At 70.0% G+C, this 19,627-nt stretch carries 10 protein-coding genes, 2 tRNA genes and 1 pseudogene; 8 read left to right on the top strand and 5 right to left on the bottom strand.

Annotation, left to right across the window (positions count from 1 at the left end):
- Positions 1-163 precede the first annotated feature (163 nt).
- The 6 genes and pseudogenes from FL311_RS02200 to FL311_RS02175 all read left to right on the top strand — a co-directional run bounded on the left by FL311_RS02200 (position 164) and on the right by FL311_RS02175 (position 10,710).
- The gene (locus tag FL311_RS02200; protein WP_141323126.1) at positions 164-2,158 is read left to right on the top strand and encodes a S1 RNA-binding domain-containing protein; all 1,995 of its coding nucleotides are present in this window, start codon (positions 164-166) and stop codon (positions 2,156-2,158) included.
- A 103-nt stretch (positions 2,159-2,261) separates the two neighbouring features.
- A tRNA-Met gene (locus FL311_RS02195) sits at positions 2,262-2,335 on the top strand.
- A gap of 68 nt (positions 2,336-2,403) precedes the next feature.
- Positions 2,404-2,477: transfer RNA gene (locus FL311_RS02190), tRNA-Met, on the top strand.
- Positions 2,478-2,975: 498 nt separating this feature from the next.
- On the top strand, positions 2,976-8,048 hold the full coding sequence (locus FL311_RS02185; protein ID WP_228556626.1) for a myxosortase-dependent M36 family metallopeptidase: 5,073 nt from the start codon (positions 2,976-2,978) through the stop codon (positions 8,046-8,048).
- Positions 8,049-8,310: 262 nt separating this feature from the next.
- Positions 8,311-9,915 (top strand): annotated as a pseudogene (locus tag FL311_RS02180) (cation:proton antiporter); the annotation flags it as partial.
- Between the two features lie 543 nt (positions 9,916-10,458).
- Positions 10,459-10,710 carry a UBP-type zinc finger domain-containing protein gene (locus tag FL311_RS02175; RefSeq protein WP_228556627.1) on the top strand — a complete coding sequence of 84 codons (252 nt, stop codon included), beginning with the start codon at positions 10,459-10,461 and terminating at the stop codon, positions 10,708-10,710.
- Between the two features lie 13 nt (positions 10,711-10,723).
- Here the strand turns inward: FL311_RS02175 and FL311_RS02170 are convergent, their stop codons facing one another.
- Positions 10,724-11,782 carry a patatin-like phospholipase family protein gene (locus tag FL311_RS02170; protein WP_141323124.1) on the bottom strand — a complete coding sequence of 353 codons (1,059 nt, stop codon included), beginning with the start codon at positions 11,780-11,782 and terminating at the stop codon, positions 10,724-10,726.
- A 108-nt stretch (positions 11,783-11,890) separates the two neighbouring features.
- Here FL311_RS02170 and FL311_RS02165 point away from each other — a divergent pair, with 108 nt between their 5' ends.
- On the top strand, positions 11,891-13,546 hold the full coding sequence (locus tag FL311_RS02165; protein ID WP_141323123.1) for an amidase: 1,656 nt from the start codon (positions 11,891-11,893) through the stop codon (positions 13,544-13,546).
- 16 nt (positions 13,547-13,562) lie between these two features.
- Here the strand turns inward: FL311_RS02165 and FL311_RS02160 are convergent, their stop codons facing one another.
- The 3 genes from FL311_RS02160 to FL311_RS02150 form a co-directional block, all read right to left on the bottom strand.
- Complete coding sequence (locus FL311_RS02160) at positions 13,563-13,934, bottom strand: DUF1330 domain-containing protein (RefSeq protein ID WP_141323122.1); 372 nt, start codon at positions 13,932-13,934, stop codon at positions 13,563-13,565.
- 212 nt (positions 13,935-14,146) lie between these two features.
- Entirely contained in the window at positions 14,147-16,435 is a 2,289-nt protein-coding gene (locus FL311_RS02155) for a zinc-dependent metalloprotease (protein ID WP_194869007.1), read from the bottom strand.
- 157 nt (positions 16,436-16,592) lie between these two features.
- Entirely contained in the window at positions 16,593-17,297 is a 705-nt protein-coding gene (locus FL311_RS02150) for a 2OG-Fe(II) oxygenase (protein ID WP_141323120.1), read from the bottom strand.
- A 193-nt stretch (positions 17,298-17,490) separates the two neighbouring features.
- Here FL311_RS02150 and FL311_RS02145 point away from each other — a divergent pair, with 193 nt between their 5' ends.
- Entirely contained in the window at positions 17,491-18,468 is a 978-nt protein-coding gene (locus FL311_RS02145; protein WP_141323119.1) for a methyltransferase, read from the top strand.
- A gap of 23 nt (positions 18,469-18,491) precedes the next feature.
- Here FL311_RS02145 and FL311_RS02140 read toward each other — a convergent pair whose 3' ends face one another.
- Entirely contained in the window at positions 18,492-19,580 is a 1,089-nt protein-coding gene (locus FL311_RS02140; protein WP_141323118.1) for a DNA topoisomerase IB, read from the bottom strand.
- Positions 19,581-19,627: the final 47 nt, after the last annotated feature.

The raw sequence follows: 19,627 nt of genomic DNA, 5'->3' as shown, positions 1-19,627 counted from the left end.
GGGCTGGCGGGGGGCCTCCGTTGAGGTCCTTGCGGTGGTGTGGGCCGCGTGCCTGTCTTCGGGGCTTCCTCCGGACAGGGCGCGCGTGTAGAGTGCGCCGCCTTTTTCATGGGCCCGGCTTCACGGGAAGTCTGGCTGACTTCGTCTCAGGAAGGTCTCGGCAGTGAGCGACGAGAAGAACGGTTCCAATGCGGGCGGTCCGGGTGGGATGGGCGGCCCCAAGAAGCCGAAGGCCACCTTCGGTGACGTGATGCTCGGCATCCCTTCGGGCGGCAGCGGCCGTGGCGAGGGTCCTCGCGGCGGCGGCGAGCGCGGCGGTCCCGGTCAGGGCCGTGACGCGCGTCCGCGCTCCGACGGAGGGGCTCCGCGCGACGAGCGCCGTCCTCCTCGTGGCCAGGGCGGTCAGGAGCGGGGTGGAGGCGAGCGCCGCGGTGGCGGCGAGCGCCGTCCTTCCGGTCCCATGGTCGTCGTGAAGCGCGCGTCGGGCGCCATCGAGACGCGAGGCCCGGTGGGGGAGAACCCCACCGAGGCGACCGCGACCGCCGAGGCGACCACCGCGGAGGCCGAGGCCTCCGGCGCGCCGACGACGACCTCCGCGCCGCGCCCTGTGACGCCGACGCCGGCGCCTTCCTCCGCGCTGTACGAGGAGGTCCCCGAGTCCGAGTCCTTCGCCGAGATGTTCGAGGCGCAGGCCAAGGAGGGTGGGGCGCCGGGCCGCCGGGGCGTGCGCCTGGGCGAGAAGGTCAAGGGCACCATCTTCCAACTCGGCGCGGACACCGCGTTCGTGTCGCTGGAGGGCGCGTCCAAGAGCGAGGCGATGATCGAGCTGCGCGAACTCAAGGACGACGAGGGCATCCTGCGCTACGGCGTGGGTGACAGCCTGGACGCGCACGTCATCGAGGTGGGCGCCAAGGGCATCGTGCTGAGCCGCGCGCTGGCCAAGGGCAGCGCGTCCATGGCGATGCTGGCCGAGGCCCGCGCGTCGGGCATGCCCGTCGAGGGCATGGTGCTGAGCGTGAACAAGGGCGGCGTGGAGGTCGCCATCGGCGACGTGCGCGCGTTCTGCCCCATCAGCCAGCTGGACCTGCGCTACGTCGAGAAGCCGGACCAGTTCATCGGCGAGAAGCTCAAGTTCCGCGTCACCGAGGTCCGGGACCGCAACGTGGTGCTCTCGCGCCGCTCGCTGCTCGAGGACGAGCAGCGCCAGCTGGCCGCGGAGACGCGCAAGAACCTGGGCGACGGCAAGGTCGTCAAGGGCAAGGTCACCGGCGTCCGGGACTTCGGCGTGTTCGTGGACCTGGGCGGCGTGGAGGGGATGATCCCCGTCTCCGAGCTCTCGTACACGCGCGTGGGTCACCCCAGCGACGTGGTGAAGGTCGGTGACGACGTGGAGGTGGAGATCCTGCGCATGGAGGCCGCGCAGCCCAACTCCCCCGACAAGAGCAAGCAGAAGGAGCGCATCACGCTGTCCATGCGCTCGCGGCAGGAGGACCCGTTCAAGAAGGCCATCTCCGAGATCAAGGAGGGGGACCGTCTGCAGGGCAAGGTCGTCCGGCTCCAGCAGTTCGGCGCCTTCGTGGAGCTGCGCCCGGGCGTGGATGGCCTGGTGCACATCTCCGCGCTGAGCGACCGCCGCATCGCGCACCCCCGCGACGTGGTGAAGGAAGGCGAGACCATCTGGGTCGCCGTCGAGAAGATCGACGAGAAGGACAAGCGCATCGGCCTGCGCCGCATCTCCGAGGAGGAGGCGCAGCGTCCCCCCGAGGAGCGTCCGGCCGCCTCGGCGGAGAAGGCCGCGCCCGCGGCTCCCGCGGCGCCCCGTCCCAAGGTGGGCCAGGTCGTCGTCGGCAAGGTGGACCGCATCGAGCCGTACGGCGTCTTCCTCGTGTTCGCCGGTGGCAAGGGCCTGCTCCCCGCGAGCGAGACGGGCACCGAGCGCGGCACGGATCTGCGCAAGCACTACGCGCTGGGCCAGGAGGTGAAGGTGGCCATCCTGGACATCGACGCGTCCGGGAAGATCCGCCTGTCCGTCACCGCCGCCGTCCGCGCGGAGGAGCGCGCCGAGGTGGAGGCCTGGCAGAAGACGCAGCAGCCGCAGGGCGCGGGCAAGAAGGGGTTCGGCACGATGGCCGACCTCTTCAGCAAGCTGCGCAAGTGATTCGCACCGCGCGCTCGAGCACGTGTTGGATGCGTGCTCGGGTTCGCTCGAAATAGATGTTGCAGTCCCCGGCGAGGGGCGGTACTACCTCCCTCGCCGCTGACGCGGGGTGGAGCAGCCTGGTAGCTCGTCGGGCTCATAACCCGAAGGTCGCAGGTTCAAATCCTGCCCCCGCAATTCAGGAAGCCAGAGGTCCGGTGAATCAAAGCCGGACCTCTGGTGTTCAAAGGCAGACATCAACATGACGCGGGGTGGAGCAGCCTGGTAGCTCGTCGGGCTCATAACCCGAAGGTCGCAGGTTCAAATCCTGCCCCCGCAATGATGTTTCAAGAGACCCCATCCTCCCGCTCCGGAGGATGGGGTTTCGCTTTTTCAGGCGTCCTGCTCCGCGAGTTCCACGTGCCGTTGCCCAGGCTCGCGTCGAGCTTTCGCCAGAGCGGGCTCCGAGTCCCGCCTGTCTCCGCCGCGACACTTTGTCCGCCGTGCGGGTCATCCCTGACTTGACTCTGGAGAAACTGGGTTGGTCCGTCCTCACTGGAATGTGCGCCAGGGACATTGCAACCCTCTGTTCTTGCTGAAGAAATTTTGCGCTGGGTCTCCCGTGCCCATGAAAATCTCCCGCGAGCGTAGAAAAAACGGCTTTGTCGCCTTTCAACCTACATCAGTAAAGGCACTAATCTCTTCAACAGGTGACAATTTGTCACCTGGAGGCCTTCCCGAAGAGATCCGTGTACCCGGTGAGCTGTCCGGGGCGCGCAATACCCGTCTCTTCGGGGTGGCTTCCTACCCCCGCGCTTTCCCAAGGGAGCACCCCCACGTGAGAAGGTTGGTTGCCAAGCTGTCCGGCCTGGCGCTGGTACTTTCGGGTACCGGTTCCTTCGCTCGGACGCTGCCGAACTACGACGCATACCTGGAAGCCAAGCCCGCGGAGCCCAAGTCCGCGAAGCTCAAGTCCGCGGCTGGTGACACGAGTGCGCGTGTCTCGCTGCCCGCGGCAGGCTCGAGTGCTCCTCGCTTCATCTGGGCCCGGACCACGGACGCGCAGAAGTCGCAGCGTGCGAAGCTCGCCAAGATGTCGCCCGAGGCCGCGGCGCTCTCGCAGTTGAAGGACTACGCCTCCGACTTCGGTCTCCGCTCCTTCGAGGAGGCCGGCGCGCGCGTCACCTCCGTGAAGCTCCTGGGCAACGCCCGGCTCGTCACGCTGACGCAGGAGTTCGGCGGCGTCGAGGTGTTCCGCAACAACGTGACGGTGCTGCTCGACAAGGGCAACTCCGTGGTGGGCCTGTCCGGCGCGCTGTCCGAGCACGTGTCCACCAGCGCCGTCCCCGAGCGCCTGGCGTTCAAGGGGAACGCGAGCGCCGCCATCGCCGCCGCGTACCAGGACGTCACCGGCACGCGCCTGGACGCGAGCCTGCTGGCGCAGGTCAAGAGCGCGCGGCCTGGAGACCGGTACACGCACTTCTCGCTCGCGACCTACGCGCGTCCCCTGGAAGAGGGGCTGCGCGTCCCGGCCCGGGCCCGGCCGGTCTACTACCCGTTCGAGGACAGGCTCGTCCCCGCGTACTACGTGGAGGTGCAGAGCGGACGCGAGGACAGCCTCGAGTGGGATGCGTACTCGTACGTCATCTCCGCGGTGGATGGGCAGGTCCTCATGCGCAAGAACATGCGCGAGGAGGCCGCCTTCAGCTACCGCGCGTTCGCGGACACCACGCCTCCGTACACGCCGCATGACGGCCCCGCGGGCACCAACGCGAGCCCGCACCCGGATGGCGCGCCCACCGGCTTCCGCCCGGCCTTCGTGCCCCCCGCGCTCATCACGCTGCAGAACGCGCCCTTCAGCCGGAACGACCCGTGGCTGCCCGCGGACGCGACGGTGACCACGGGCAACAACGTGGACGCCTACGCGGACCTGGTGGCGCCTCCGCGCTTCTCCGCCGGCGACCTGCGGCCCACCGTCACCGCGCCCGGCGTGTTCGACCGGACGATGCAGTTCGACATGCGGCCCAACATCAACGACGAGCAGATCGCCGCGGCGACCACCAGCCTGTTCTTCGTGAACAACTGGCTGCACGACTGGTACTACGACTCCGGCTTCGACGAGGCGTCGGGCAACGCGCAGACCGACAACTTCGGCCGCGGCGGCATCGGCGGTGACCCGGTCCTCGCGGAGGCGCAGGACTACAGCGGCACCAACAACGCCAACATGTCGACGCCGGCGGACGGTGCCTCGCCCGTCATGCAGATGTACGTCTTCAACGCGGAGCGCATCGCGACGTTGACGGTGACGGCACCCTCCGAGGTCGCGGGCAGTGTCCCCGTGGGCATCGCGATGGACATGGGGCCGCAGGGCTTCGATCTGACGCGGCCCGCTGTCAACGCGCTGGACGCGGCGGGTCCTGGCTCGACGGACCGTGATGGCTGCAGCCCCCTCACCAACGCCGCGGAGGTGGCGGGGAACATCGCCATCATCGACCGTGGCGGCCCCCCTGAGTGCTCCTTCGTCGTGAAGGTGCAGAACGCGGAGGCGGCGGGCGCCGCGGCCGTCATCATCGCCAACAACGTGGCGGGCGCGGTCGCGAACCTCGGTGGCTCCTCGAGGACCATCGGTATCCCCGTGGTGCTCATCACCCTGCCGGATGCGACCCGCATCCGCAACGCGCCGGGCCTGACGCTGCACCTCAACCGCACCGCGACGTACCGGCCGGATGGCACCGTCGACAACTTCATCGTGGCCCACGAGTGGGGTCACTACATCAGCAACCGCCTCGTCCAGAACGCCGCGGGCCTCACCAACAACCAGGGCCGCGCGATGGGCGAGGGCTGGGCGGACTTCCACGGCCTGCTGATGATGACGCGTCCGGAGGACATCCAGGTCGAGTCCAACGCCAACTGGATGGGCGCCTACGGCCCGGGCGAGTTCGCCACGCGCGCCATCTCGCTGGACAGCGCCTTCTACGGCATCCGCCGGGTGGCGTACTCGTCGGACATGGCGAAGAACGCGCTGACGTTCCGTCACATCATGAACGGGGTGCCGCTGCCCACCACCGCGCCCATCTCTCCGAGCGCCAGCGTCAACGCGCAGGTCCACAACTCGGGTGAGATCTGGGCCACCATGCTCTGGGAGGCGTACACGTCCCTGCTGCGGGTCCACCCGTTCGAGGAGGCCCAGGCGCGCATGAAGCGCTACCTGGTCACCGGCTACATGCTGACGCCGGCCGCGCCCACCTACAACGAGGCGCGCAACGCCCTCATCGCCGCCGCCGAGGCGAATGATCCCGAGGACGCGCAGCGCTTCTGGGCGGCCTTCGCCAAGCGCGGCATGGGCCCGGGCGCCATCTCCCCGCCGCGCGGTTCCACCACGCATGCGGGCGTCGTCGAGAGCTTCAAGGTCGGCGCCTCGCTCGAGTTCGTGGCGCTCACGCTCGCGGACGACTCTCCGACGGGCTCGTGTGATCGCGACGGCGTGCTCGACAACGGCGAGACGGGCCGCCTGGTCCTGACCGTCATCAACAATGGCTCGGTGCCGGCGAACGCGAGCACCGCCACGGTCATCTCCCCGACGCGGGGCATCACCCTCGGCAACAATGGTGTCGTCGCCATCCCCGCGCTGGGCTCCTTCGAGCAGGCGACGGTGTCCGTGCCGGTGACGCTGACGGACGCGGCGCCCAGCACGGTCGCGGAGTTCACCGTCGCGCTCCGGGATCCCGACAGCGCGAACCCCGGAGACGTGGTCGCCTCGATGGCCGCCACGACGAACTACAACGAGGCGCCGGCGACCAGCACCACGGAGACGGTCCAGTCCAACATCCTCCTGCTGCCCTGGGAGATGGAGTCCGCCGAGGGTGGTGGCATCACCGAGCAGTACTTCTCCTTCACCACCCTGGACGCGCGTGGCCTGAACCGCGCGTTCCTCGGGCAGGCCGCGGGTCGCCCCACGGACTTCTGGCTCAAGACGCCGGAGCTGAACGTGGCGGAGACGGGGGACCTCATCGTCCGGTTCGACCATGCCTACCAGTTCGAGACGGGCACCAACCCCACCGTCTACTACGACGGCGCCGTCATCGAGCTGACCCAGGATGGCGGGCAGACGTGGGTGGACGTGGGCGCCCCGCTCTATGGCGGTACGCTGAACACGGCCGCGGGCATCATCAACAACCTGCAGGGCCGTCAGGCCATCGTCGGCACGAGCGCGGGCTTCCCGAACCTGGTGGCCGCCACGTTGAACCTGGGCGCCACGTACGCGGGCAAGACGGTGCAGCTGCGCTTCCGCATCGGCACGGACAACGCGACGGGCACGACGGGTTGGGCCATCGACAACATCGCCTTCACGGGCATCACCAACACCCCGTTCACCAGCCTGGTGGCGGACACGGGCGTCTGCTTCAACCGTCCCCCCGTCACCAACGCGGGTCCTGACCTCACGGTGGACGAGCGCACGCTCGTCACGGTGGCGGGCAGCGGCACGGACGCCGACGGCGATTCGCTCACGTTCCAGTGGACGCGCGTGTCCGGCGCGGCGGTGGCGCTGTCTGGCGCGACCACGCCGACGGTCACCTTCACGGCGCCCGAAGTGGCCGTCGACTCGAACATCGTCCTGCGGCTGACCGTCAGCGACGGCACCCTGACGACCTCCGACACCGTCACGGTGCGCGTGCGCAACGTCAACCGCGCTCCGACGGTGAACGCGGGCGCGGATGGAGCGGCGGATGAGCGCGGCACCGTCACCCTGTCCGGCGCCGCGACGGACGCGGACAACGACCCCCTGACGTACCTCTGGACCCAGGTGTCCGGTACGCCCGTGGCCATCGCGAACTACACGACGCCGACGGCGACCTTCGTCGCGCCCGAGGTGACGGGGGACGAGACGCTGTCCTTCCGCCTCACGGTGTCCGACGGCAAGACGAGCGTGAACGACACGGTGGACGTGGTCATCCACCCCGCGAACCGCGCGCCGGTGGTGACGGCGACGTCCGTGACGGTGAACGAGCGCAGCACGGCCACCCTCACGGCCGTGGCCTCGGACGCCGACGGCGACACGCTGACGTACGCCTGGACGCAGCTGACCGGCACGCCGGTGACGCTGGACAACGCCAACACGGCGACGGCCACGTTCGCCACGGGTGAGGTGGCCGCCAACGCCGTCCTCACCTTCCGCGTGACGGTGTCCGACGGGACGGCCAACGCCACCCAGGACGTGTCGGTGGACGTGCTGAACGTCAACCGCGCTCCGACGGTGAACGCGGGTCTGGATGGCACCGTGGCCGCGCGCGCCACGGCCACGCTGAGCGGATCGGCGACGGACGAGGACGGTGACACGCTCTCGTACACGTGGGTGCAGACGGCGGGTACGGCGGTGGCGCTGTCCAATGCCACCTCCGCCGTGGCGACCTTCACCGCGCCGGACCTGTCGGCCGCCGAGACGCTGACGTTCCGCCTGACGGTGAGCGATGGCAGCGTCATCGCCAGCGACACGGTGGACGTGCAGGTCACCCCGTCGCCGATTCCGAACCAGGACCCGGTGGCGAAGGCCCGCATCATCGTCAATGGTCCCCAGACGTCGCTGACGCTCGACGGCTCGGAGTCCAGCGACCCCGATGGCGATGCCCTGACGTACAAGTGGGAGCAGACGGGTGGCCCGAGCGTCACGCTCAACGAGTCCACCCGCGCGGTGCTCAGCGTGGACGTGCCGGACCTGGACGGCGAGAGCGCTACCTTCAGCTTCAAGCTGACGGTGAAGGACCCCAGCGGCGCCTCGCACAGCGTCACCGTGCAGGCGACGGCCAGGCCCGACGAGGGCGGGGGTTGCTCCTCCACGGGCGCGGGTGCTCCGGCGGGCATGATGGCCCTGGCGCTCCTCAGCCTGCTGCACCGTCGTCGCCGCGTGAGCTGAGCCGGACGCCACCTCTTCTCACAGAGGTGGCACCCTCCGGGGCCGGGTGCCCGACAGGCCCGGACCCGGAGTCGCTCGAGACAGTCTGAAGCAGTCCGACGGCCGGCATCCTCGCGCGAGGGTGTCGGCCGTTGAGCTTTCGCGCGGCAGCGGGCGCTGACTGGTGCACGAATGCTCCCGTGGGGCATGAAGTCCGGACGCGGGCCCGGAGCAGGCTGGAGGCACACGGCGGGCCCATCGCGGGGCCTGCGTGTCGCGCCCCATGCCCCAGCTCGCCACCGCCACCGCGCCGTTCCTGCAGGAAATCGTGGTGCTGATTCTCGCAGGCGCGCTCATGGCCTATGTCGGCCATCGCTTCCGGCTGGTGCCCATCGTCGGCTTCCTGCTCGCCGGCGCTCTGATTGGTCCCAACGCGCTGAAGCTGGTGAAGGACCTGGAGCTGGTGAACTCGGCCGCGGAGCTGGGCGTCATCCTGCTCCTGTTCAGCATCGGCCTGGAGTTCAGCCTGGAGAAGTTGGTGCGCCTCCAGAAGCTCCTGTTCGGCGGCGGCGGGCTCCAGGTGGGCCTTTCGTCCGTGGGGATGATGGGCCTGCTGATGCTGTTTGGCGTGGCGTGGCGGCCCGCGCTCTTCACGGGCTTCCTGGTGGCGCTGTCCTCCACCGCCATCGTCCTCAAGCTGCTGGGAGATAGGGGCGAGACGTCCTCGGACGTGGGGCAGGTGTCGCTGGGGCTGCTCATCTTCCAGGACCTGGCCGTGGTGATGATGGTGCTGCTGGTGCCCGTGCTGGCGGGGAAGGGCGATACGCCGCTCCACTTCCTGGGGGCCTTCGGCAAGGCACTGGGCATCATCGTCGCGGTGCTCGTGGTGGCGCGCAGGTTGATGCCCAGGCTCCTCGAGGTGGTGGCGCGCACGTGCTCACCGGAGCTGTTCCTGCTCACCGTCATCGCCGTGTGCTTCGGCACCGCGTACCTCACCAGCCTCGCGGGCGTCAGCGTGTCGCTGGGCGCGTTCCTGGCGGGGCTGGTGGTCAGCGAGAGCCGCTTCAGCGAGCACGCCTTCGGCGAAATCCTCCCGCTGCAAATCCTCTTCAGCGCCACGTTCTTCGTCTCCGTCGGCATGCTGCTGGACGTGGGCTTCCTCGTGGAGCACCTGCCCGAGGTGCTCCTGGCCATCGTCGCCGTGCTCCTGGTGAAGGTCCTCACCACGGGCATCGCGGTGCTGGCGCTCGGCTACCGCGTGCCGGTGGCGGTGGAGAGCGCGCTGCTGTTGGCCCAGGTGGGCGAGTTCTCCTTCGTGCTGGAGCGCAGCGGCCGTCGGCTGGGCCTGTTCCCCGCGGGGCTGGAGGAAGGCTCGCAGGCGTTCATCGCGGCCACCGTGATGTTGATGGTGCTCACGCCGCTGCTGTCACGGCTGGGCGGCTGGGCCCAGGGGCGGCTCACCCGCAAGGTCCATCGCGCGGTGGCGCAGGCGGGCCCCACCACGGACGAGGCGGAGGCGCTCGCGGCCGAGTCCTTCGCCCGCTACGAGAACCACGTCATCGTCGCGGGCTACGGAGATGGGGCACGCAGGCTCGCGCGCGTGCTGCGCGGCTCGGGCATTCCCTTCCTCGTCTCCACGCTGAGTCCCCCGGGCGCGAACGAGGCGGAGGCCGAGGGGATGGCGGTGTTCCGCGGCGACTACGCCCGACAGCGCACGCTGCGCGTCGCGGGTGTCCAGCGCGCCAAGCTCCTGCTCGTCGTGGATGACGACGCGGCCATGGCCCACCGTGTGGTCGCCGTCGCGCGGATGGAGAACCCGACGCTGCGACTCGTCGCCCGCGTGCGCGCCGTGGCGGACGTGGAGCCACTGCGCGAGGCCGGCGCGGACGTCGTGGTCTGCGAGGAGCTGGAGAGCCTGGTGGCCGTGCTCTCCTCGGTGCTCGAGGACTACCGCCAATCCCCCGAGGACATCGAGGGCCACGAGGACTCCGTGCGTCGCTCCGGCTACGCGGCGCTGCGCAGGTCCGGCGCGCTGGAGAAGCCGCTGCTCGTCTGTGCGCTGGAGAAGGACTGTCTCGGCTCCCGCCGGGTGTCGGTCCGTCCGGGCGCGCCCCTCGTGGGGCTCTCGGTCTCGGCGCTCATCGAACGCGCGGGCGGCGCCCTTGGAGTCCTGGAGCTGCGACGAGACGACGTGCCGCTGACCTCCGTCACGCCCCACACCCTCTTCGAGGCCGGTGACGAGCTGGTGCTCAAGGGCGCCGCGGACGCCTTCGAGCGTTGCGCCGAGCTGTTCCGCACCCCCGCGCCCGAGGGGCTCGAGATGGAGCCCGTGCCCGCCGCGCCTCGCACGTCGGCGGAGCTCATCGACACGCAGGCGACCCTCGAGTTCCTGCCGAAGCCGGGCACAGGGCCTTGTGGCCACCTCGACCGGCTGCGACCCGTGCGACCGAGGACCCGCGGGTGCGAGGAGTGCCTGAAGCTCCACGACACCTGGGTGCACCTGCGGCTGTGCATGACGTGCGGCCACGTGGGGTGCTGCGACGACTCGAAGAACAAGCACGCGACGCGGCACTTCCACGAGTCGGACCACCCCATCATCCGCTCCCTGGAGCCGGGCGAGCGCTGGGGCTGGTGCTACGTGGACAAGGTCCAGCTCGACAGCGAGCCACCCGCGCGCACGTAGCACCGCTGTCGCTTCAGAGCGGCCGCACGTGCTCGGCGAGTCGGCCCGTGGTCATCAACTCCTGGAGCTCGTCGCCCATGCGCTCGCTCTCGGCGACCACCTGGTTCCAGGCGCGGATGCGCGCGGTGTCGCTCATGCGCTCGAAGTCGGTGCGGTCCGGAATCCGTCCTCCGGGCAGGCGCGCCACCAGCTCCGGGGAAGGGGAGATGAGCAGGGCCCTGCGGAAGTTCAGCGGCTTCGCCCGTCGCCAGCGCAGCGCCTTGTCGAACCAGCCCGGCACCACGTACGGATAGAAGTGCGGATAGAGCACCAGGCCCTCGCCCGCGCCGAAGTCCAGGTCCAGGTGGTAGTCGATGACGCCGCCGTCCCGGTACACGCCCGTATGCGCCCCGGGGATGCGCACGCCGCTGAGCACCAGCGGGATGGAGCCCGACGCGATGAGCGCCGGCTTCAGGTTCTCCTTCGTCAACGGCAGGTGGACCGAGGGCAGGTCCTTCTGTCCCACGAAGGGGCTGGTGTCGCCCGCCGTGTCGAAGATGACGCGCCGCAGATGCAGGCTCAGGCTCCGGCGGCTCACTACGTTGCCCATGGCGCACAGCGCCAGCCCGAGCAGCTGCACGCGTGGGTGCTCCACGCCCAGCGGCCCCTTGCACAGCGCGGTGACCACGTGCAGCCGGGCCCACGGGTGGCGGAGGATCTCCTCCACGCCGTCATCGCCCAGGAGCGCGTCGAGGATCCGCTCGCTCGTCTCGCTCACCAGGGCGGGGGAGGGCTTGGGCGGATAGCGCTGGTCGATGTACGCCGCCTCGAAACGATGCAGCGCGGCGACCGGGTCCTTCTGCGCCAGACACGCCAGCCGCCAGCTGCCGATGGAGCTGCCAATCAGGTGCAGCGGACGGGTGCGCCCCTGGAAGAGCCCACCGAAGAGCGCCCGGTCCAGCCCCGCGAGCACCAGCCACTTGGGACCTCCGGAGGCCCCAGGAACGACGTCCACGTCGTCACCACGCAGGCCACGCGCGCGCAGGAGCCGCAGTGCGTCGGGGCCGGCCAGAAGCGTCAGGTTCGATGCCATGTCGACCCGCTACGCTAACAGGGCGACGCGGCGTGCGCGGGACTTCCTCCAATCGTCCCACCCGGGTTGCGGCCGTTGATGCACCACTGCTGTAGTGCGCGCGACGCCATGAAAAAGCTCCCGCCCTCCGAATGGAATCTGAGTCGTCGCGCCTTCCTCGGTGGCACGGCCGCGGCCACCGCGCTGGCCACGCTCGACGCCTCGGCGAGCCCCGACGCGACGAAGTCCCTGCCCGCGCCGTTCGAGCTGGAAGAGGCCACCGTCGCCGACCTCCAGGCCGGCATGCGGGAAGGGAAGTACACCGCGCACGGCCTCACCCAGCGCTACCTGTCGCGCATCGCCGCCCTGGACCGCTCGGGCCCGCTGCCGCTGTCGTCCGTCATCGAGGTGAACCCGGACGCGCTCGCCATCGCGCAGGCCCTGGATGAAGAGCGCAAGAGCAAGGGCGCGCGCGGACCGCTCCACGGCATCCCCGTGCTGCTCAAGGACAACATCGCCACGACGGACCGGATGCAGACGTCGGCGGGCTCGCTCGCGCTCGTCGGCGCGGTGCCTCCTCGCGAGGCCTTCCTCGTCACGAAGCTCCGCGCGGCCGGCGCCGTCATCCTCGGCAAGACGAACCTCAGCGAGTGGGCCAACTTCCGCTCCACGCGCTCGGCCAGCGGCTGGAGCGGACGGGGCGGGCAGTGCCGCAATCCCTATGCGTTGGACAGGACGCCGTCGGGCTCCAGCTCCGGCTCGGGCGCGGCCACCTCGGCCAACTTCTGCGCCGTGTCCGTGGGCACGGAGACGGATGGCTCCATCGTGTCCCCGTCCTCGGCGTGCTCACTGGTGGGCCTCAAGCCGACGGTGGGGCTCATCAGCCGCGCGGGCATCATCCCCATCTCCCAGAGCCAGGACACCGCGGGGCCCATGACGCGCACCGTGGCGGATGCCGCCGCGCTGCTCACGGTGCTCGCGGGCATCGACCCCGCGGACGCGGCGACCGCGCGCAGTGAGGGCCACACCGGGCTCGACTACACGAAGTTCCTCGACGCCGACGGGCTCAAGGGCGCGCGCATCGGCGTCCCGCGCGAGCACTACTACGGCTACCACGCCGCCACGGACGCGCTCGCGGAGCAGGCCCTGGAGGTCATGCGCTCCAAGGGCGCCATCATCATCGACCCGGCGCCCATCCCCAACGTCGAGAAACTCCAGGAGCACGAGTTCGAGGTGATGCTGTACGAGTTCAAGGCCGGCACGGAGGCCTGGCTCGCGAGCCTGGGCGACCAGACGAAGCTGCGCACGCTCGCGGACCTCATCCGCTACAACGAGGAGCACTCGGACCGGGAGCTGCCGTACTTCGGCCAGGAGCTGTTCCGTCAGGCCCAGGCGCGCGGGCCGCTCACCGACGCGAAGTACCGCAAGGCGCTGGCCGCGTGCCGCAAGCTGTCGCGTGAGCAGGGCCTGGACGCGGTGATGCGCAAGCACCGCCTGGACGCGCTCGTCGCCCCCACCGAGGCGCCTCCCAGCCTCATCGACCTGGTGAACGGAGACCACTGGCTGGGCAGCAGCTCCACGCCCGCCGCAGTCTCCGGCTACGCCACCCTCACCGTGCCCGCGGGCTACGTGCGCGGGCTGCCCGTGGGGCTGTCCTTCATCGGTCAGGCCTGGAGCGAGCCCACGCTGCTCAAGCTCGCCTACGCCTACGAGCAGGCCACCCGCCACCGACGTCCGCCCGGCTTCCTGCCCACCGCCGAGCTGCGGCTGCTCGCCGGGCGCTGAGTCGGCGCTACACCGCTCAGGGCGACGCGGCCCACGGCAGCGTCGCCTGCATCACCGCCTCGTGCAGCGCGGCGGTGCGCAGGTGGTTGAAGCGCTGGTACTCCGGGTCGCTCACCATCTGCAGGAAGGCGGCGCGGCTCGGATAGCGCACCAGCATCACCGCGTCCCACGTCTGGCCCGGCTCGGCCACCAGCGGGGTGGAGCAGTCGCCCGCGTACAGCGGCTGCGCGCCCGCCTTCAGCATGAAGGGCATCACGGCGTTCGCGTACTCGGCGAACGAGGCGCGGCCACCCTCCTTGAACTTCACCAGGTTCATCATCACCAGGGGACCGCCGGGGTCTTCCTGGAGAAATCGCTCGATGTCGTTGCCCTGCGGATCGACAGCCACGGTGATGCCTCCTCGCTCCTGCGAATCAATCCGCCCCCCATCGAGACGGCGGGCCATTGTCTCCCAGACGCGCAGTGTGGTGCACCTGGCGCGCCGGCGACTCGGGCCTTTCAAACACTGGGGCCCCCGCCACCCACGACGAGCACGTCGCGAGCGGCGGAGGCCCCGGTCGGAAGCCCGGCGCACCAGGCCCCGGGCTTCACGTCACGGCATCAGCGGTAGTACGGCGACAGCGCGGCCTGGATGCGCGCCAGCAGGTCCTCGGCCTGGATGAGCTCGGTGCCGCTGAGCGTCCCCAGCTGGGCCTGGACCGCGTCGCGGCCCTGGCGCAGGGCCACGTAGGCCGGCAGGCTCTGCATGTTCTTCAGGATGTCCACCATGGCGCGGCGGGACTGGAAGCCGCGCACGCCGTCCACGTTGATGAGGATGCCGTGGATGTCCGCGAGCACCTGCGGCGTGATGGCGTTGTCCTCGCCGGGCGTGGCCGTGAAGCTGCCGCGCGCCGCGAGCGGGTCCAGGTACAGGCGGGACAGCACGCGGCGGGCGAGGTCGTCGGCCACCGCGCCGTAGCCCGGGCCCGCGTCCGGCGGAACCGCGAGCGGAGGACGCACGGCCGCGATGGCGACGTCGTACGCGTACGTCTGGTCGACCTCCACGCCCGAGCGCGCCCACTGCAGCGTCGCGTTCAGGTAGTAGTCGAACGAGCCCGCGAGCAGCGGGAAGGGGAGGACTTCGTACAGCAGCAGCTCCTGCACCAGCGCGTACGTGGAGCCGTAGAAGGCGCCCAGCGGGTCGGAGTAGCGGTCATACGGGTTGCAGTACGGCTCGAGCTCCGTGTCCTCGTCCGTGCAGAACAGCTCCGTGGGCTCGTCCGGCGACAAATCGTACAGGTAGCGGACGGCCTGCACGTCGTAGGACTGCGGCGTGTCCACGAAGATGGCGTCGGGATCGTACACGTACTCCATCACCGAGTTGGAGCGCGGGCTGTTGGGCGCGCCGGTGTACACGAGCGAGCCGGCGAAGTTGTGGCGCAGGCCCAGCGTGTGGCCCACCTCGTGGAGGATGACGTGCGTCAGGTACGCCTCCACCTTCTCCTTCTTCGTGCGCTGCGTCTCCGCCGCGGGCCCCGGCAGCTTCTTGTGCTTGGCCAGCGCGTCGTCGCGCATGGGGGGCAGGGGCATGGCGCACAGGTGGTCCTTGTCGAAGCCGCCCCACGACATGCGCACCGGCTTGCGCGCGTTCTTCAGCTTCGCCGCGATGGCGGCCTGCGCGTCGTCGCCGAACTCACCGTCGGCCAGCTCCAGCCACAGCGCGTTGACGTAGACGGTGGCGCCGCGAATCTCGCTGGTGTTGGGGTTGAGGCGCCAGTCGGCGAAGGCGAAGCCCGCGGACGCGTCCGGGTCGAAGATGATGACGTTCTTGTCGTCGTCCGCGAAGCCCGACGTCGCGCCCACGGAGGCCTCGAACACCTTGAAGCCGAACGCCTGGTTCCAGCCCTCGACGCCCCGCTTCACCGCCGCCACCACGTCGTAGTTGGCGAAGCGCGGGTCGGCCTGCACCTTGTTCACCGTGTCGGTGATGATCCACTTGATGGGCTTCATGCCCGGGCGGATGTTCCACTTCGCCGCCGTCTGGGTGACGTAGCCCGTGTTGGGGAGGATGCGCGGCTCACCGCGGAAGTAGTGCTCCAGCCACGGCAGCTCCGTGGGGGTGTAGCCCTGGCCCTCCTTGTACTGGCGCAGGGCGATGCCCAGCGTGCCGGAGGTGCGGAACAGGTTGTCCTCCAGGAAGTCCGGCGCGGACGGGTCCGGCACGTCCGCGTAGCCGGTGAACACCTGCTCGAACGTGACGCCGTCGGAGATCTTCCGGAAGCGCTGCGCGAAGCTCAGCTCCGTCTGGAAGCGCACGCCGGTCGCGCCGTAGGCCTCGCCCATCACCCCGTAGCGGTTGAGCCCCGCCGTCGGGTCCACCAGGATGTAGCTGTTGGAGCCGCGCAGGACGTTGAAGGCGCCGTAGTCGTTGACGATGGGCCACGCCTCGATGAGCACCTCCGGGTCGAACACGTCGCTCATCGTCTTGCGGTCATCCGCGTCGAAGACGAACAGCTTCCCGTTCTGCTCCTTGAAGCTCACCACGCGCGTGCCCAGCGAGGACGCCGCGCCGTAGTACACCGCGCCGGGGTGCAGCTGCTTGAGGTACGCCGACATGAACCAGCGCTGCCCCAGCTCGCTCTTGCGGATGGCCAGGTAGAAGCTCTCGCCGGAGTTGGACACGGAGCCGTCCAGTCGCTGGACGACCCGGCCCTGCTCCTCGGCGCTCACCTTGCGCGGAACGGCGACGAACGCGTCATCCAGCTCCACCTGCAACGACTCGGCGGGTGCTTCAGGGGTCGGGGGTTGAGGCTCGTTCGCGTCGGATGCGGGACCGCAGCCAACGCCCAGGGCCAAGATGGTGGTGACGGCGCCGAACAGGCCGCGCCGCAGCGGGGAATTCCACCTCATTGTTGCCTCCATGGGGTTTCGCTACTTCGCTTCGCGGCTTCCCCGTTGCTCAAGGAGATGCCGCAAAGAGTCATCCGCGCAGCCTGCCTGGAAGTTGCTCCTCACATTGATTTCTTGGTTTCGCGCAATCCGGTGACACCAGCAGTACGGATGCGGGTCAGCCGTCGGTGCGCTCGCGCTGCGAGTCCAGGTAGGCCGCGAAGCCCGCCTTGGACTGGATGCGGAAGGGCGGCAGGCGCGCGAGGGCCTCGGGCGCGAAGACGTACTGCTCGCACACGAGGCTGGCGCGCTGGGTGTCGTCGCTTGCGCCGATGAAGGGCTGCACCTCGTGCTGGAGGTGTCCCTGGAAGTGCACCAGCAGTCCCGGGCGCGGCCGCACCTCACCCAGCGGGCGGTTGTCCTCGAGCAGCCGCAGCGCGCCGCCTCGCGCGCCCGGAGGCACCTGGAGGTAGAGCACGCTGACGTGGCGGGGCGTGGCGTCCGGCACGCCGCTGGGCTCCTGGAGCGTGGCGTCGATGTGCCGGCCCACGCCCATGCCCGCGTCGAGCAGCAGGAGGTTCAGATAGAAGGCGTTCGGCTCGGCTCGGGGCTGTCGTCCGCTGAACAGTCGCTCGCGCCACGGCAGCAGGCCCCGCGCGCTCCCCGGCTCCAGCACGCGCGCCAGGAAGGGCGTGAGGAAGGGGAAGCGCGCCTCGAGGGCGGGGCGGCCCTCCCGGGTGAAGATGAGGGCGAAGCCCCGGCTGCCCTGGAACGTCCCCATCAACGGGCTGCGCGCCACGAAGCGCGAGCCGAGCAGGGCGTCCCGGAGGGCCTCCAGCTCACCGGGAGGCAGGGCTTGACGGTGGGTGATGTAGGCGCTCAAGACGAGAAATAACGGAGTTTCAGGGGGAGCGGATCAATTGGCTTTTACTGCCTACCTTTTAGGTTCCAGAATTGCGGGGCCGTCCCTCCCCCCCGCGCAAGGTCCCCCCTGCATGAGCCAGCAACCTCGTTCCGTCAACAGTGCTCCCTCCGCTGCTCCCAGCTCTCCGCCGGCCGCGGCGGTGATGACCCAGATGGTCTACGGATTCTGGATTTCTCGCAGCCTGCAAATCATGGCGGAGCTCGGCATCGCCGACATCATCGGTGACGTCCCCAAGACGGCGGAGGAGCTCGCGCAGGCGAGCGGCACGTATGCCCCCGCGCTGCGCCGCATGCTCCGGCTGCTCAGCGGGCTTGGCGTGCTCATCAAGGACGAACAGACACAGGCCTTCGGGCTGACGGAGCTGGGGGAGATGCTGCGCAAGGACAGCCCCGGCTCGGTGTACGGCTCGCTGCGGGCGCATGGCCACCTGCTGTCGTGGTCGGCCTGGGGTGACCTGGTGTCGTCGCTGAAGACGGGGCAGCCGTCCGTCGAGAAGTTCATGGGGGACAGCTTCTTCGGCTACCTGTCGAGTCATCCGGAGGACGCGGCCATCTTCAACGGCAGCATGGCCGCGTACCAGAGCCTCAACGCGCCGGCGGTGGTGGGCGCGTACGACTTCTCGCAGGTCCGCTCGGTGGTGGACGTGGGCGGCGGCACGGGCACGCTCCTGGGCCACATCCTCCAGTCGCACCCGCACCTGAAGGGCGCGCTGTTCGAGCTGCCGCACGTGAAGGCGGAGGCGACGGCGCGGCTGAACGGGATGGGGCTGGGCAACCGCTGCCAGGTGCTGGAGGGCGACTTCTTCGCCAAGATCCCGGCGGGCCACGACGTCTACATCCTGTCGCAGATCCTCCACGACTGGGACGACGAGCGCAGCCTGAAGATCCTCACCAACATGCGCGAGGCGATGGGCCCGCAGTCCAAGCTGCTCATCGTGGAGACGGTGCTGCCGGGCGACAACGTGCCGCACTTCGGCAACCTCTACGACATGGCCATGCTGGTGCTGGTGGGCGGCCGCGAGCGCACGGGCCCGGAGTACTCCGCGCTGGTGGAGAAGGCGGGCCTGCGCGTGCACCGCGTGCTGCCCACGTACATGCCGCCGAGCGTGGTGGAGGTCGTCCCCGCCTAGGCGCGGGACGGGCCCGGCCCGGCTCACGCGTCGGGCCGGCGCCGGGGCGTGTCGAGCAGGTGCAGGAGCGCCTTCTCGGAGCAGTGCAGCCTGTCGCCGCGCGACGACGTCAGCTCGTCCACGGAGTCGAAGTAGCGGTCCACCACCTGGCCCCGCTCGAACAGGGCCAGCACGGACGGGTAGATGTACGAGGAGCGCGCGACGGCGGGCGTGTTGCCCAGGTGCTCGGCGACCTCCTTCACCGCGGCCACCATGCTCTTCTTGAGCGCGGGGCCCTTTGCCTGCTTCGCGCGGGCCCGGGCCCGGGCCAGGGCGCACGCGCAGATGAGGGTGCCCGCCCAGGTGCGGAAGTCCTTGGCGCTGTAGTCCTCGCCCATGACCTCCTGGATGTACGCGTTGATGTGGCGCCGGCGGACGTCCACCACCAGCCCGTCATCCAGCACGAACTTGAACACGTCCCGCCCGGGCACCTTCAGGAGCTTGCGCACGAGCGTGGCGACGCGCCGGTCGGTGAGCTGGCGGTGCTGCTGCTTGCCGCTCTTGCCCGGGAAGTCGAACGACACCGTGTCCCCGGACACGCGCACGTGGTTCCTCCTCAGGGTGGCGATGCCGAAGCTCGCGTTGTCCTCCGCGTAGCGCTGGCTGCCCGGGCGGATGAAGCACGTGCCCAGGATGCGCAGGGTGGCCGCCAGCACCTTGTCGCGCCCCAGCCCCTGGCGCCGCAGGTCCGCGTTCACGCGCCTGCGCATGCGCGGCAGGGCCCGGGCGAAGCCGACGATGCGCCGGAACTTCGCCTCGTCCGCCTTCCTCCGGTACGCGGCGTGGTAGCGGTACTGCCAGCGCCCCGCGGCGTCGCGGCCCACGGCCTGGAGGCTCGCGGTGGGGGAGGGGGAGATGAACACGTCGCGCCACGCGGGCGGCAGTCGCAAGGCCTCGATGCGCTCCTTCGTCCTCGCGTCCACGCGCCTTCCGCTGGCGTCCACGTAGCGGAAGCCCCGGCCCGGTGAGCCCACGCGGCGCAGGCCCTCTTGCTGGAGCCGCTCCAGCCGCGTGAGGCCCCGGCTCCGGGCGGGGGCTCGAGGCGGGCGGGCAGTGGCGGCGGTGGCTTGCATTTCGCGGCTTCCGGGTGGAGGTGGACCCCGGGAACCTTGGGTCCCGG

The organism is Myxococcus sp. AB025B, assembly GCF_006518215.1.
In the GTDB taxonomy this organism is placed as follows: Bacteria; Myxococcota; Myxococcia; order Myxococcales; family Myxococcaceae; genus Myxococcus; species Myxococcus fulvus.
Note: the sequence above shows the minus strand (reverse complement) of the source record. Positions and strands in the feature narration are given on the sequence as shown.